The 14,340-nt window shown below is 63.6% G+C and carries 11 protein-coding genes; 6 read left to right on the top strand and 5 right to left on the bottom strand.

The window, feature by feature from the left end:
* The first annotated feature begins 75 nt into the window (after positions 1–75).
* On the top strand, positions 76–390 hold the full coding sequence (gene trxA, locus DRB17_RS18330; RefSeq protein ID WP_114583695.1) for a thioredoxin TrxA: 315 nt from the start codon (positions 76–78) through the stop codon (positions 388–390).
* Positions 391–561: 171 nt separating this feature from the next.
* On the opposite strand, the gene DRB17_RS18325 is transcribed toward trxA, so the two are convergent.
* Positions 562–2,448, bottom strand: a complete 1,887-nt coding sequence (locus DRB17_RS18325) for a sensor histidine kinase (protein WP_147274955.1) — start codon at positions 2,446–2,448, stop codon at positions 562–564.
* A gap of 340 nt (positions 2,449–2,788) precedes the next feature.
* Between DRB17_RS18325 and DRB17_RS18320 the strand changes: the two genes are divergently transcribed.
* Positions 2,789–3,424, top strand: coding sequence for a Crp/Fnr family transcriptional regulator (locus DRB17_RS18320; RefSeq protein WP_161958891.1), 636 nt, complete (start codon positions 2,789–2,791; stop codon positions 3,422–3,424).
* Positions 3,425–3,508: 84 nt separating this feature from the next.
* On the opposite strand, the gene DRB17_RS18315 is transcribed toward DRB17_RS18320, so the two are convergent.
* The 3 genes from DRB17_RS18315 to DRB17_RS18305 all read right to left on the bottom strand — a co-directional run bounded on the left by DRB17_RS18315 (position 3,509) and on the right by DRB17_RS18305 (position 8,438).
* Positions 3,509–4,852 (bottom strand): globin-coupled sensor protein, encoded by a 1,344-nt coding sequence (locus DRB17_RS18315; protein ID WP_161958890.1) that lies wholly within the window; start codon positions 4,850–4,852, stop codon positions 3,509–3,511.
* Positions 4,853–5,380: 528 nt separating this feature from the next.
* Positions 5,381–8,194, bottom strand: a complete 2,814-nt coding sequence (gene polA / locus DRB17_RS18310; RefSeq protein ID WP_114583680.1) for a DNA polymerase I — start codon at positions 8,192–8,194, stop codon at positions 5,381–5,383.
* A 61-nt stretch (positions 8,195–8,255) separates the two neighbouring features.
* Positions 8,256–8,438 carry a zinc-finger domain-containing protein gene (locus DRB17_RS18305; RefSeq protein WP_114583694.1) on the bottom strand — a complete coding sequence of 61 codons (183 nt, stop codon included), beginning with the start codon at positions 8,436–8,438 and terminating at the stop codon, positions 8,256–8,258.
* A 125-nt stretch (positions 8,439–8,563) separates the two neighbouring features.
* Between DRB17_RS18305 and DRB17_RS18300 the strand changes: the two genes are divergently transcribed.
* The 3 genes from DRB17_RS18300 to trhA all read left to right on the top strand — a co-directional run bounded on the left by DRB17_RS18300 (position 8,564) and on the right by trhA (position 11,362).
* The gene (locus DRB17_RS18300; RefSeq protein ID WP_114583679.1) at positions 8,564–9,568 is read left to right on the top strand and encodes an ABC transporter ATP-binding protein; all 1,005 of its coding nucleotides are present in this window, start codon (positions 8,564–8,566) and stop codon (positions 9,566–9,568) included.
* Positions 9,565–10,608, top strand: coding sequence for an alpha/beta hydrolase (locus DRB17_RS18295; RefSeq protein ID WP_206607943.1), 1,044 nt, complete (start codon positions 9,565–9,567; stop codon positions 10,606–10,608). The genes DRB17_RS18300 and DRB17_RS18295 overlap by 4 nt, the downstream gene beginning before the upstream one ends.
* Before the next feature lie 88 nt (positions 10,609–10,696).
* A complete protein-coding gene (trhA, locus tag DRB17_RS18290) occupies positions 10,697–11,362 on the top strand; it encodes a PAQR family membrane homeostasis protein TrhA (protein ID WP_114583677.1) in 666 nt (221 codons plus the stop codon).
* A 6-nt stretch (positions 11,363–11,368) separates the two neighbouring features.
* Here the strand turns inward: trhA and DRB17_RS18285 are convergent, their stop codons facing one another.
* Complete coding sequence (locus DRB17_RS18285) at positions 11,369–12,712, bottom strand: OmpP1/FadL family transporter (protein WP_114583676.1); 1,344 nt, start codon at positions 12,710–12,712, stop codon at positions 11,369–11,371.
* A gap of 199 nt (positions 12,713–12,911) precedes the next feature.
* Between DRB17_RS18285 and DRB17_RS18280 the strand changes: the two genes are divergently transcribed.
* Positions 12,912–14,339: a sensor histidine kinase gene (locus tag DRB17_RS18280; protein WP_114583675.1), complete on the top strand. Its 1,428-nt coding sequence runs from the start codon at positions 12,912–12,914 to the stop codon at positions 14,337–14,339.
* Position 14,340 lies beyond the last annotated feature (1 nt).

The raw sequence follows: 14,340 nt of genomic DNA, 5'->3' as shown, positions 1-14,340 counted from the left end.
GGACAAGTTGGCCCCGGCTCGCCACCACGTGTATCCGGGGCCCCTAGTTTGTTGAGGGAACACGACGCAATGAGCATGACCCATACCAGCGACTCCAACTTCGACAGCGACGTGCTGAAGGCCGGCAAGCCGGTGCTCGTCGATTTCTGGGCCGAGTGGTGCGGCCCCTGCAAGTCGATCGCCCCCGCCCTGGAAGAGCTTTCCCAGGAGATGGACGACAAGGTGACGATCGCCAAGCTGAACATCGACGACAACCCGAACACGCCGCAGAAGTACGGCGTGCGCGGCATCCCGACACTGATGCTGTTCAAGGACGGACAGGTCGCCGGCACCAAGGTCGGCGCCCTGCCCAAGAAGGACCTCAAGGCCTGGATCGAGGGCGTGGTCTAAGGCAAAGCCTGAGTTCAAAAGATACAAAACCCCGCCGCGACCATCCGCGGCGGGGTTTTCCCCTCAGTCCGCTTCGCGGACAGCTCCCCCGCCGGGGAGCGACTATGTTCCTGAAAAACGCAAATAAATCGTCTCCCCTGCAGGGAAGAGAGCTCGCCGCCAGGTCGTCGTTCAGGCAATCCGGGTCAAGGCGGGATGAGAGCGTTCCGGGGGAAAGCAGACCATTACGGTGGTGCCCACGTCCAACGCGCTTTCGATGTCGAGCGCGCCACCATGCAGCTCAGCGAACAGTTTCACCAGCGATAGGCCGAGCCCCGATCCGGCTTGCTCGGAAAGGCACTGATTGCCCGCCTTGTAGAATGCCTCCGTCACCTTCGGCAATTCGTCTTCGCAAAGCCCGATACCTTGATCGCTTACCTTCAGGCAGAGCACGCCGTCCGCGCCTTGCTCGGCATCGACCACGACTTTCCCGCCCGGCCTACTGAATTTCACGGCGTTCGACAGGAGGTTCAAGAGTATCTGACGGCAGACCCGGCGGTCGGCCAGAATCACCGTCGTCGAGGGAATATCGCATTCAATGGCGATATCACGTCTGCGCGCCTGCTCCGCCAGCGAGCGCACGGCGGTCTCTGCCAGCGGTGCGAGTTCGACCACCTCCTCCTCGATCTGCATCTTGCCCGCCTCAACCTTCGACAGATCGAGAATGTCGTTGATCAGGTCGAGAAGCTGGCGGCCACTGAGGAGGATATCGTGGACGTATTCCTTGTAGCGATCATTCTCGATCGGTCCGTAAACCTCCTCGGCCAGGACCTCGGAGAAGCCGATCACCGCATTGAGCGGAGTCCGCAGCTCGTGGCTCATGGTCGCCAGAAAGCGCGACTTCGCCCTGTTCGCTGCCTCCGCCGCCTCACTGGCACGTTGCAGCCGTTCCTCGGTGTGTTTGCGTTCGGTTATATCCTGAACGATGCCTTCAAGCTGCTGTGGCTTCCCGCATTCATCACGGATCACCTCGGCCTCCAGGCGGATGAAGCCTTGCTCGTCATCCGGGCACACAATGCGGCAATCCAGGGCGACACTGGTCCCCGATTTGATCGCGGCATTCATTGCCGCTTCGACGCGCGGCCTGTCCGCCGGATGGACACGTCGCAAAAAGTCTTCAAACCGGCTGAATCGATCCGCCGGCGCCACCCGCAACATTCGCCGGACTTCGTCCGACCACAGGAACCAGCCGGTGCGCACATCCCAGCACCAGTTGCCGAGCGATGCGATGCGCTGTGCCTTGCGCAAGCGCATCTCGCTTCTGCGCAGTCTCTGCTCGCTATGTTCGAGTTTCTGGCGTTGGGCCTCCTGCTCGCTGACATCGCGGATAATTGCCGCGAACATCGGACCTTCGGGCGTGTTCACCCGCACGATGGACGCCTCGGCCGAAAACTCCACCCCCGATTTTCGAAGTCCGACGATCCGGCCGCGCTCACCCATTCGCCTTGCGGCACTCGCAGAGTGTGCGAATCCCTGCACCGCCTGGGCGTGCGATGCCCGAAAGCGCTGTGGCATCAAGTCTTCGACCCGCCGGCCCATGAGGTCGTTCACAGGCGTTTCGAATATCTCTTCCATGCCTTGATTGGCCGCAACGATCCGGTAACTCGAATCGATGATCACGACGCCGTCCGGCGCTGCCGCCATGATGCGCATCAGCAGACGGTCCGCCGCCTCGTGCGTCGTCGCGCAAAAGCCTTCAACCGGATCTCCAACTCCAGGCCATTCCAGATAGACGACGGCATAGCCCTCTTCGATCTTCGCCGCACGGCCCTTGAAAGCGAGAACGCGGTCGCTGGCGACAAGAGTGATCGGGCCCTGCCACGCCTCGCCAACCGCCATGGCATGAGCAAGTTCCAGCTCGCCGAGTTTCACGTACCAGTTGGAAGGAGCCGGCGCGTCGGCTCCCGCAGTGCTTTGGAATGCGGCATTGGCATAAACGACGTTTACGCCTCGCCCCGCACTGAAGGTGATCTTTATTACCGGTATAGGTGCAACCTCGAAAGCATCCTCACACCGCACGACACGCCTCCCTCCTGAATTTGCCGGGATTCAGTCGACATAGACCCCAGTCTTTGCAGTAGACCTATAAACACAGGTTATTTATTTTCGTAATGAAATATATTGATATACTTCACATTTCCAAACGCAACCTCAATGATTTGGTTATGGTTAATATTCCTCAGGAAGAAAGACCGCTTATCTTTCCTCTTGATAATCTATACATCCGTTTGCATGTGACGAAGCTCAAGACACCTCGTGACCAATGAGGCACAGGATGAATCGAGAAAGCGCGCGGTCCTGTCTGCACTGTGAAGTGTTTCCGAACACTCTGTTCGGAAGAATTGGAGAGCGGGTGGAAATGCCTGCGATGCTGCGGTCGGGCCAGCGGACGATGCGCCGTAACACTGTCATTCACAATAGCGGCAGATATCCACGCGAGTTGTACACTATCTACACAGGCTGGTGCGCGCGCTCCGTTGTGCTGCAGGATGGAAGGAAACTTATCCTGGATTTCTACGTTCCGGGCGATTTCCTGACATTGCCTGCCCTGCTGGGCGAAACGAGCTTCGGCTCGATCCAGACGATTACCGATGCAGCGCTGTGTACCTTCGCTCCAGAGAGGTTGCAGACGTGGATCCGCGACGACGAAAGGATGCGGCGTATCGTCGAATGCGTGTGGAAGGACGAGTGCCGCGACGCCCAGCGGCGGATGCTCGATCTCGGCGTCAAGTCGGCGGAAGAGAAGGTGGCCTCCCTGCTGCTCCATCTCCGCACCAAGCTCGCCCGCATCAAACCGGTCGGAGATGTGATCGAGTTCCCCTTGCGGCTGACGCATATCGCCGAGGCCACGGGCATCACCCCGGTCCACGCCAGCCGGACGATCAAGGCGCTGGAAGCCGATCATCTGATTGAGCGTGTACCGGGCGGCCTTCGTATGCCGGACATCGCGGCCTTGCGCGATATGGCTTGCGAAGTTGAGGCGAACACCGCGTGACGCATTGCGCCGCTCTGTCGAAATCTCCTGCGTACGCGTCATCCCATCCCCTGACGTTCGCGATACTGGTTCAGCTCCGCAGGCTCAGGCTGCCTTCACGCCACTCAGGAACTCGTCGATCCGTGCTTTCAGGGCATCCGTCTGCTCGCCAAGCTGCCGGGCGGCACCGTTAACCTGCTCGGCGGCCGAGCCCGTGGTTTGCGCGGCTTCTGTCACTTTCGCCGTGCTGCGCGAGGCTTCCTCGGCACCGGCGGCGCCTTCCTGAACGTTGCGGGCGATCTCGCCGGTGGCCGATTGCTGCTGCTCCATCGCCGAGGCGATCGACGCGGCGATTTCGTCCATCTTCTGGATCGTCCCGCCAATGCTCTCGATGGCACCGACGGCGCTTTGCGCGACGCGCTGGACCTCGCCGACCTGGCCGCTGATCTCTTCCGTCGCCTTCGATGTCTGATTGGCCAGCGACTTCACCTCGTTGGCCACCACGGCGAAGCCCTTGCCGGCATCGCCGGCGCGGGCGGCCTCAATTGTGGCATTGAGCGCCAGGAGGTTGGTCTGCTCGGCAATATCGCGGATCAGGTCGACGACCTTGCCGATCTTCTCGGCTGCGCCTGCCAGCGACTGCATGGTCTCGTTCGTGGTTTGCGCTTCCCGGACGGCCGTGCTGGCGATCTGACTGGATTCGGCGACCTGACGGCTGATCTCGTTGATCGAGCCGGAAAGCTCCTCGGCCGCCGAGGAGACCATCTGGACGTTGGAAGACGCCTGTTCCGATGCCGTCGCGGCGGCCGTGGCCTGCCGATTCGTTTCCTGCGCGGTACCACTCATCTTTTCGGCAATGCCGCGAAGCTCCTCGACCGACTGTGAGGCCGCTCCCGTCGTGCTTTCCGCCGCTTCGTCGAAGTCGCGTATCAGGTCTTCCAGCTTCTTCTGCCGCTTCTCGCGCTCGGCCAGAATGGCGTCGTGATAGACTTCCAAAGCGAGGTCCATGTCCAGGAACACCGCCTTGTTGATGGCCTGAATCGCCGCAACAAGCTGCTTGGGCCGGAAACGGTAGCGCTGGGTCATCACCCGGACGAGTTCGTTCAGGACAAAGCAGTACCCGCCCATGTACCAGCTCTGGCTCAGGTCGTGACGAAAGTGTGCCTCTCCGATCCGGCGAACGCCTTCGCGGTAGGATTCGTCGAACTGCGCCTGGAACAGGCCCTGCCAGTGCTTCGCCTGCGCTGAGCGCACCGCAGCGATGTTGGTTTCGCTACCCAGCAACTCCTTGAGTTCGGGATAGGACGTGACGTGCTCATAAAACCGCGAAAGCACGCCCTCCAGATTGCCTCCGATACAGCCGCCGACCTCCCTCAGGGTTTCCCGGCTTCCGCCGTCAAGACGGAGAAAGTCCAGCTTGACCGTAATATCCCTGCTGCGATCACCCATGACGCCACCCTCCTTCATTGATGCTTTTCTGTTGTCGCTTTCCCTCCTCCTAGGCGGTCGATGACCATTCAGCCCCCGCAATCGGCAATCGCCTGTCTCTCTAGGGATTGCCTCGCTTTGCCACTCTCAACAATTTTTTTAGACACTGAGAATGGGCTTTAGAAGTAATCCAATTATATATTTTTAAAAAAATATTAATGAGAATATTTTTCTTATTTAAAACATATAAGTATTTATTTTATTATACTATGTTATGGAACGTACGCTGATCGCGTTAGATTTCGATTTTCGGCGGCCGGATGTTTCTTGGGGCGCCATAAGCGCCCCTTTTATCTCAGCCCCGTGAGAGCGACGAGGGTTGTTGGAAAAGTTCGATTGGTCGTTTCTTCGCGTAAAGAACCTGGTTGCCCGCAAAACGGCAAAGGGGCGTATCCGCCCCCAGACCCGGTCTGGCGCCGACGTTAGCGCATTTTCAGACCAGGTCGGAACCTGTCAGTCGTCCGAAAACGCCCTAAATCAAGCTCACATCTAGTGCGCCTCGGCCCAGCTTCGGCCTGTGCCGGCCTCGGCGACCAGCGGGACGGAAAGGTCGACGACCGGGGCGGCGGCGTTTTCCATGACTTCGCGGACCAGCCTGGTCGTTGCCTCGACCTCGGCCTCGGGAACCTCGAACAGCAGTTCGTCGTGGACCTGCAGGAGCAGCCTGGCGCCCAGGCCGGCGTCTTCCAACGCCGGCAGGACACGGATCATCGCGCGCTTGATGATGTCCGCCGCCGAGCCCTGGATCGGCGCGTTGATGGCGGCACGCTCGGAAAAGCTGCGCCGGCCCGGCACCTTGGACTTGATCTCCGGCAGGTAGATGCGCCGGCCGAACATCGTCTCGACAAAGCCGTCGTCGACCGCCGAGCGCTTCTTCTCGTCCATGTAGCCCTTGATGGCGGGATAGCGCTCGAAATACAGCTTGATGTAATCGCGCGCCGCACCCTGGTCGATTCCCAGGTTCTGGGCCAGGCCATAGGGCGAGATGCCGTAGATGATGCCGAAGTTGATCGCCTTGGCGGAACGGCGGACCGACGGGTCCATGCCCTCCAGCGGCACGCCGAAAACCTCACTGGCGGTCATGGCGTGAATGTCCAGATCGTCGCGGAACGCCTTCTTCAGGCTCTCTTCGTCCGCCATGTGCGCGGCCAGACGCAGTTCGATCTGGCTGTAATCCACGCTCAGCAGCGTGTTGCCCTCTTCCGCGACGAAGGCCTGGCGGATCTTGCGGCCTTCCTCGGTGCGGATGGGGATGTTCTGCAGGTTCGGGTCCGAGGACGACAGCCGCCCGGTGGAGGCGACGGCCTGCTGGAATGACGTATGGACGCGCTTCGTCCGGGGGTTGATGTAATCCTGCAGTGCGTCGGTATAGGTCGACTTCAGCTTCTGGATCTGGCGCCAGTCCAGCACCCGCGCCGGCAGGTCGTGACCCTGCGCGGCCAGCGTCTGCAGCACGTCGGCATCCGTCGAATAGGCGCCGGACTTGCCCTTGCGCCCGCCCTGCAGGCTCATCTTCTCGAACAGGATCTCGCCAAGCTGCTTGGGCGAGCCGATGGTGAAGCGCTCCCCCGCCAGCTCGTAGATCTTCTCCTCCAGCTCCGCCATGCGCTGGGCGAAGTCCTGCGACATCCGCCGCAAAACGCCGGGATCAACCTTGATGCCATTGCGCTCCATCCGCGAGAGCACGGGCGACAGCGGCCGCTCCAGCGTCTCGTAGACGGTCACCATGCGCTCCTGCAACAAGCGCGGTTTCAGAAGCGCATGCAAACGGAAGGTGACGTCCGCGTCCTCGGCGGCATAGTCCAGCGCCTTGTCCAGCGGCACCCGGTCGAAGGTCACCTGGCTCTTCCCGCTGCCGGCGACGTCCTTGTAGGGGATGGTCTCGTGGTCGAGGAACAGGCGCGCCAGCTCGTCCATGCCGTGGCCGTGCTTGCCCGCCTCCAGCACATAGGACAGCAGCATTGTGTCGTCGATCGGCGTCACCTCGACGCCGTGGTGGCCCAGCACGACGCAGTCGTACTTGATGTTCTGGCCGATCTTGAGCACGCCCGGATCGGCCAGCATCGGCCGCAGCGCATCCAGCGCCGCCTCGAACGGAACCTGCTCGGGCGCGCCGCCCTTGCCGTCGAAATCGAGGCTGCCGTCGCCCTCGCCCTTGTGCGCCAGCGGGATGTAGCACGCCCGCCCTGGCGCCGTTGCCATGCTGACCCCCACCAGTTCGGCGGCCATGGCGTCCAGCGAGGTCGTCTCCACGTCGACGGCCACGATGCCCTGCCGCGTCGCCTCGTCGATCCAGGCGCGCAGGCGGTCCATGTCCTGGACCAGTTCGTACGCCGCCTCCGCCGTCTCGGGGGCCGCCACCTGCTGGGCACCGTCGTCCAGGCCCAGGCGGGTCGCGATGGACTTGAAGCCGTTTTCCTCCAGGAAGGCGCGAAGCTTGTCGGGCTCGGGCTCGTGCGCGCGCAGGTCTTCCAGGCAGTGATCCAGTTCCATATCGTCGTGCAGGCGCACAAGCTCGCGCGAGATGCGGGCCTGCTCCGCGAACTCGATCAGGTTCTCGCGGCGCTTCTTCTGCTTGATCTCCTCGGCGTGGGAGAGAAGGTTCTCAAGATCGCCATACTGCTGGATCAGCTCGGCGGCGATCTTCTGGCCGATGCCGGGCACGCCGGGCACGTTATCGACGGAGTCGCCCCACAGCGCCTGGACGTCGATGACCTTTCCGGGCTCGACGCCGAACTTCTTCTCGACATCCTCGGGCCCGATGATCCGCCCGTCCATCGGGTCCATCATCTCCACGCCCGGCCGGATAAGCTGCATCAGGTCCTTGTCGGAAGAGATGACGGTGACCTTCGCCCCGGCCTCCTCGGCGCGGCGGGCATAGCTGGCGATCAGGTCGTCGGCCTCGTAGCCCGGCTCCTCGATGCAGGCGATGTTCATCGCCCGCACGGCATCGCGCACAATGGGGAACTGCGGGGCCAGGTCCTCCGGCAATTCCGGGCGGTTCGCCTTGTACTCGGGATAGATGTCGGCGCGGAACGACTTGCCGTCGGCGTCGAAGATCACCGCGATGGCATCGCGCGCGCCGATGTCGCGCAACAGCTTCAGCAGCATGTTGGTGAAGCCGTAGGCGGCGTGCGTGGGCGTGCCGTCCGCCCGCGTCATCGTCGGCGGGAGCTTGTGATAGGCGCGGAAGATATAGCCCGAGCCGTCCACCAGATAGAGGTGGCGCACCGGCTCGCGCGGCGCCTCGTCCTGCTGCCGCGGGGTCTTGTCTTCGGTTTCGCGCTCGGCGGCGTCGGACATGGTGGTCACCAGGTTGTTGGCGCGCCGGCCGGGAATCGAGAGCGAACGCGCGTCGGAAGCCTCAATGTGCGTGGGCGGCCTTGGCGCCCTTCTTCAGGACATAGCGCCGGCCGCAGTACGGGCAGTCAACCTGGCCGCGCCCCTCCATGTTCAGGAACACGCGCGGATGGCCAAGCGCCGGATTCGGCCCGCCCTCGCAGCCCACGACGTCTTCCTCGACCTCGATTGTCTCCAACGGCTCCATCCGCATATCCCCTTTCGTGACGCGCGTTGACGCGGCGTGGTCCGGATGATACGGCAGCCGCACAACGACGCAAGGCCGCGTCGAAAACCGGTTGAAGCGGCCCGCGGCCCAACCATCTTTACGCCATGCCACGCGATAACACTGCATCCGCCCGCACCGCGACGTCAGCCGCCGACTTGCCGGAGCAGGCCGTCGAGGTCAAGGGCCTGAACAAGACCTACCGCCCCAGCGGCAAGGCCGAGGCGAAACGCGCGCTGACCAATGTCGATCTGTCGATCGGCCGGGGCAAGCTGTTCGGCCTTCTGGGCCCCAACGGCGCCGGCAAGTCGACGCTGATCAATATCATGGCCGGCCTCGTTCACAAGACATCCGGCAGCATGCGCCTGTGGGACTTCGACATCGACCGGAACCCGCGCCAGGCGCGCGCAGCCATCGGCATCGTGCCGCAGGAACTGAACATCGACCCGTTCTTCACGCCGCGCGAGCTGCTTGAACTGCAGGCCGGGCTCTATGGCGTCCCGCCGAGGGAGCGGCGCACCGACGAGATCCTGGGCGCGATGGGCCTTGCCGACAAGGCCGAGGCCTATACCCGCTCGCTCTCGGGCGGCATGCGCCGGCGGCTGATGGTGGCCAAGGCGATGGTCCACAACCCGCCGATCCTGGTGCTCGACGAGCCGACCGCGGGCGTCGACGTGGAACTGCGCCGACAGCTCTGGACGCACGTGCGGGAGCTGAACCGCCTTGGCACCACGGTTCTCCTCACCACGCACTACCTGGAAGAGGCCGAGGAGCTTTGCGACGAGATCGCGATCATCAACCACGGCCAGGTGATCGCCTGCGACACCACGTCGGCCCTGCTGCGCCGGCTGGACAACAAGTCGATAAGCCTCAGCGTCGCCGAGCAGGTCGAGACAGCGCCGGCCGCGCTGGCCCGATTCGAGCCGGAGATTCCCGATCCGCATCGCCTCGTCTTCCGCTACCGCGCCAGCCAGAGCCCGGTGGCCGAAATCCTGGCGGCGGTGAGCGAGTCGGGTCTCACGGTGACCGACGTGTCCACCGAGGAAACGGACCTCGAAGATATCTTCCTGCAGCTCACGGCCGCGCCGCCGCGGCCAGAAGCCGCGGCGTGACGACGGGGGCGGCGATGCACCGCCCCTGGTTCCTCTGCGCCCTGCTGGTGCTGGCGCTTGCCGCCTGCACCCCGAGACTGGTGCCGCCTGGACCGGATGCGCCGGCGGGAACGACACCGGCGGTACAGGAAAACCAACTCCGCATGGCGGACGGCACGCGCCTGCCGCTGCGCATCTGGCCGGCGCGTGAGGGTGAGCCCAAGGCCATCGTCCTGGGCGTGCACGGCTTCAACGACTATTCGATGGCGTTCGACCTGCCCGGCCAGTGGTTCGCGGCGCAGGGCTATACGCTCTACGCCTATGACCAGCGGGGATTCGGCGCCACACGGTACGCGGGGCTGTGGCCCGGCACGGACGCGCTTACGGAAGACCTCGGCACCGCCATCGTCCTGCTGCGCGAGCGTCACCCGGACAAGCCGTTCTTCGTCGTCGGCACGTCGATGGGTGGCGCGGTCGTGCTGGCCGCCGCCGAGCGCGGCGTTCTTCCAAGGGTCGACGGCGCCGTCCTCGCCGCGCCGGCCGTCTGGGGGCGAAGGACGATGCCGTTCTATCAGCGCTGGGCCCTGTGGCTTACGGTCCACACGGTTCCCTGGATGCGGATGACGGCGGAGGGCCTGGATATCCTGGCGACCGACAACCTGATCGAGCTCTATGCGATGGGCATGGACCCGCTCGTCATCACGGCGACGCGTATCGACGCCATGTACGGTCTGACCGACCTGATGAGCGAGGCGCTGGAGGCGGGGGATGTGCTGCCGGCGCCGACACTGCTGCTCTATGGCGCGAAGGACGAGATCGTTCCGGCGGAGCCGATGCTGGAGCTGTGGGAGCGGGTGGATGAGCGCCCCGGCATCACGCCCGCGCTCTACGACGACGGCTGGCACATGATCCTGCGCGACCGGCAGGCCTACACTGTCTGGCGTGACATCGCGCACTGGATGCGAGAGGGCAATCCCCTGCCCTCCGGCGCCGACCGGCGAGCCCGGCAAGCCATCGCGGTCGGCACGACGGACACGATGAAGGATCTTGCCGCGGAGTGACTTCCCGCGCCGGCCGCACCATCGGGCATGCATCGGTTTTATTGGAGGCCGCCGCCGCTTCGCTTATCATGGAGAGGCGAAGGAGGCCGTGGCCGTGTTCCCGACCTACACCCGCCGCGAGGAGATCGCCGACCGCGCCGTCCACCTGATCGGTCTGCCGGCGGGCATCGCCGGGGCCCTCGTCCTGGTGACGCTGGCCGCGTTCCGGGACGAGCCGCTACGCCTTCTCAGCCTGGCGCTTTACAGCGCCGGCCTGATCGGCATGCTAAGCTTGTCGGCGGCCTACAACATGTCCCGCTCGCCCCGGCGGAAGGAGATCCTGCGCCGCCTCGATCACGCGGCCATCTTCGTGATGATCGCAGGCACCTATACGCCTTTCATGCTGGTGCGGCTGGAGAACGGCTGGGCGGCCGGGTTCTGCCTGTTCGTCTGGCTGACGGCCGCCGCCGGCGTCGCGCTGAAGCTGCTGTTCCCCCGACGGTACGAGCGTGTCTCGCTGGTCCTCTACCTGCTCCTCGGCTGGAGCGCGGTGGTCATTGCCGAGCCGCTCCTCGACACGCTCTCGCCGGATGTCCTGGCGCTGCTTCTGGCCGGCGGGCTGCTCTACAGCATCGGCGTGATCTTCCACACCGCCCACGGGCTGCGCTTCCACAACGCGATCTGGCACAGCATGGTGCTGGCCGCCGCCGTCCTGCACTACATCGCCGTCCTCTCCGCCGTTGCCCTGCCGGCGACGGCGGGCGGCGGTCATTGACGCTTGTTAAAAGCGGATCGTGCCGGCGATCGCGAAGACGTCCACCGAAGTGTCGGTTGTTCCCTCCAGGTTGCCGCGGAAGGTGTTGCCCGGCTCGTTCACGGAGAGGTCGATCGACTCCTCCGGCATGAAGAGGTGCGTGTAACCGAAATCCAGCCGCAGCCAGGATGCCGGGTTATAGCCGGCACCGATGGCGACCCAAGTCCTGTCGGCATCGGGAATGCGCGGCGTTCGGGTGCCGTCGGGAACCGGCGACTCGTCGTAGGCCACGCCCGCGCGCAGCGTCCACGCATCGCTCACCCGGTATCGGGCGCCCACCGCCCCGAACCAGGCATCGTCCCAGCTTTCGTCCGTCACGTCGTCGCCCTGCGCCGGGTTGTCGAAGCGCACGCGCAGGGTGTCGAAGGTGCTCCAGCCGGTCCACTGCGCCTCCGCCATCAGCGTCAGGCGCGAGGTAATGGCCTGGCTCAGGCCGAGCGACACGATACGCGGCGTCGAGACATCGGCGCGCGCGCCGGTGTCGGCGAATGCGCCGGTCGCCGCCTGCAGCGCGGCCCCTACGCCGGTGGCGTCGAGATCGAAGTCCGCGTTGCCGTCAAGGTCGTGGTCGATCTCGGAACGGTAGCCCACGCCGATGCGGCTGCCCGCCACGGGCTCGAAGATCGCGCCGAGCGTGAAACCGAACGCCCAGTCGTCCGCTTCCAGTTCCACCCCGCCGTCGTTTCCGCCCGGCACGGCCAGCATGTTCCCCGCCGCCCGTGCGATGGTGCCGAAGTCGACGGCGTTGGTCAGGCGCGCGTCGTAATACTGGGCAATGGGTCCGCCCGCGAGCGTCAGGCGTTCGTTCACCCGGAACGCCGCGACGGGTGCGATGCTGATCGTCTTAACCTCGCTTTCCCGTGCGTGGTAGCGCCCGACCCAGTCATCCCGGTAGTCGGTTTGCAGGCCGAAGGGCGCGTTGACCGATAGGCCGAGGCGCAGTCGCTCACCCGCCGGCAGAACGCCATACAGAGCAGGCACGAAGGTGCCCGGGGTCGCGTCGTCCTCCTCGCTGGCCCCGGGAATCGGCGTCCCCACGGCGGTCGTGCCGGTCGCGTCCTCCGCTTCGCTGACGGGCTGGATATAGGCAAGCGAAAGCTCGGCCCCCGCCTTGTCCTGGAGTCCGTAGACGGCGGGGTTCCAGTAGGCATCGCTCAAGCCGTGCGCCCCGGCACTGCTGCCCGCGAGAGCCGTGCCGAGGCCGGCCGCGCCCTGCTGGCGAAGCTGATAGCCGGCACTCTCGGCTTCGGCGGCGGCAAATGATAGGACAGCAAAGATCGTGGTAACTGTAAGTATATTGTTTCGTGTCATCGCCGGTCGCCGCGCCCTTTGCTTCTTGCACTGGAGGTATTTCCGCGTCCAAAACACACGTGTGGATCGCTATTTTGTTGAAATCTGTGTCTTGGAAAATCTACTGTAAGTGAGTAGAAGTTAAGGCAATATTTACCGCGACGCGGGATCGTGTCACGGGGTGTGAGCCGATCCAGGGGAAGGACGGCGCCGAGTTGCCATGGCAGAGACGACATCCGCATGCAGCGGACGAATAAAACCGCTTATCCTGCAGTTTGCCGACGCCAAGACAGAAGGCGATTTTCGGGATGATTTCTTTCGCCGATCTCGGAAAACGATTCAGGTTGCCCTGATTCTTGGCGCTGTTATTTACGCGACGTTCGGTTTACTCGACCTCTATGTCGTCAATAAGGCGCTGACGGAAGTCTTGGTTATCCGTTTCGGCGTGGTTTGCCCGTTCCTCCTACTCGTTGCGGCTGTCACGAACACCGAAGGGTTGCGGGTACACTGCCAAATCATACTGGCCGCGGCGATGAGTATTGCGGGCCTCGGCATCATTGCAATGACAGTCATTACCAACGCACCGGTCAACCATTATTACTACGCAGGCCTCAGTCTTGTAATAATTTATTCGACTATCGCGATTAGATTGTTTTTTATTTACTCGTTTTCCGTCACGGTTGCGCTTGTGGCGATCTATGCGGCGTCGGCGGCGTGGATCAATCCGGTGCCTGCCACCGTGTTCGTTAGCAACATGTTCTTCCTGGTCGGCAGCGTCGGCATCGGCCTTTTCTCCAACTACGCGATCGAGCTGTTCATCCGTGAGAAGTTCCTGATCAACCAGGAACTGCGCGCGACCAGCCAGCGCGCTATCGCTTTGAAGGAGGAAGCGGAGAGCGCGAACCGCGCGAAGAGCGAATTCCTTGCCACGATGAGCCATGAGCTGCGCACCCCGCTCAACGCCATCATGGGCTTCTCCGAAGTCATCAAGATGCAGATGCTGGGGCGGATCGACGTCAACCGTTATGTCGACTACGCCGAGGATATCTACGGCAGTGCGAAGCACCTGCTTGCCATCATCGAGGATCTGCTGGACCTCTCCCGTGCGGAAGCCGGCGTCCTCAGCCTGAACGAGGATGTCGTGGACGTGAACGGGCTGGCCGACGACGTCCTCCGCCTGCTGCGCCAGAACGCGGCGGAACGCGGCGTCCGGCTGCGCGGCCGCCTCAGCCAGGAGAATGTGGACCTGAAGGCCGACCCCCGCCTGGTGCGGCAACTTCTGACAAACCTGATTTCCAACGCGATCAAGTTCACCCGCGATGGCGGCTCGGTGACGGTCTCCACGGCCTTGACGGACAGCGGCGAACTGGAGTTCCAGGTGAGCGACACCGGCGTGGGTATCGCCGAGGAGGACCTGGACCGCGTCTTTCAGCCCTTCACCCAGGTCAATTCGGCTTTCGCGCGCGACCATGGCGGCGCGGGCCTGGGCCTGCCGCTCGTCAAGAAGGTGGTCGAACTGCATGGCGGCCGGCTGGAAGTCGAAAGCCGCCTGGGTGTCGGCACCACGATCCGCGCTTACATGCCCGAACCGCGCGTGCTGCGGCGCTCGGATCCGATCTTTCCGCCGCAGCACGTGCTGGGATCGTAAG

Origin of the sequence: Ferruginivarius sediminum (genome assembly GCF_003344765.1) — a bacterium.
Taxonomy (GTDB): Bacteria; Pseudomonadota; Alphaproteobacteria; order Kiloniellales; family Rhodovibrionaceae; genus Ferruginivarius; species Ferruginivarius sediminum.
Note: the sequence above shows the minus strand (reverse complement) of the source record. Positions and strands in the feature narration are given on the sequence as shown.